The following is a 614-nucleotide window of genomic DNA, read 5'->3' on the forward strand; positions in this document are numbered from 1 at the left end:
TGGAATAATCTGTTCCGGGGCCGCTCCGAACATGCACACCGGCCTCATTTACTGTGATTGATTTATTTACAGAAACTTGCTGCTTTATTTGCTCCGTAGAACTTAATGGATACAAAAACTGCGATGCAACCCATGCTTCTTTGCCGCCGTAATAGGTTTGTGCCCAACCATAATGTTCCTCGAAAACGACAACCTGATCGCCTGGATGGAGACTTCCTACGATCGGTGCATTATCCGTAGGGCCACTTCTGACATTAAGGGAAGATGTACCAACACCATATGTTGAACCTTCATGTGCATCAACACTGGGCGAAATGATAAAAGATAATAGCAATACACTCATTCCAGCTAATAAAATTCGTAAAGTCTCTTTCATGATTTCTCCGTTCCTCCTTTCGCTGCTTAATTTGGAAAAAACATGTAATAAATTATTACCTATTATACAAGATTTCAAACGACCTGTGGAGAAAATCGGACAAATTCACTAGGCAATTTACAGAAACGTTTCTGTTGTATCAGATGTTTTGGTACAACTCTTTGCTTTAATAAAAGTGCGAAATAAATGATACAATTAATTTTATACATAAAAAGAAATGGGGTGCCACTTTGGCAGA

1 protein-coding gene is annotated in these 614 nt (G+C 38.9%); it reads right to left on the reverse strand.

Annotated elements, in window-relative coordinates:
- On the reverse strand, window positions 1–376 hold a 376-nt coding region (locus AC3G7N_RS21660; RefSeq protein WP_489424195.1), incomplete at its 3' end, for an SH3 domain-containing protein.
- Between the last annotated feature and the right edge of the window lie 238 nt (window positions 377–614).

The organism is Virgibacillus carmonensis, from assembly GCF_057836705.1.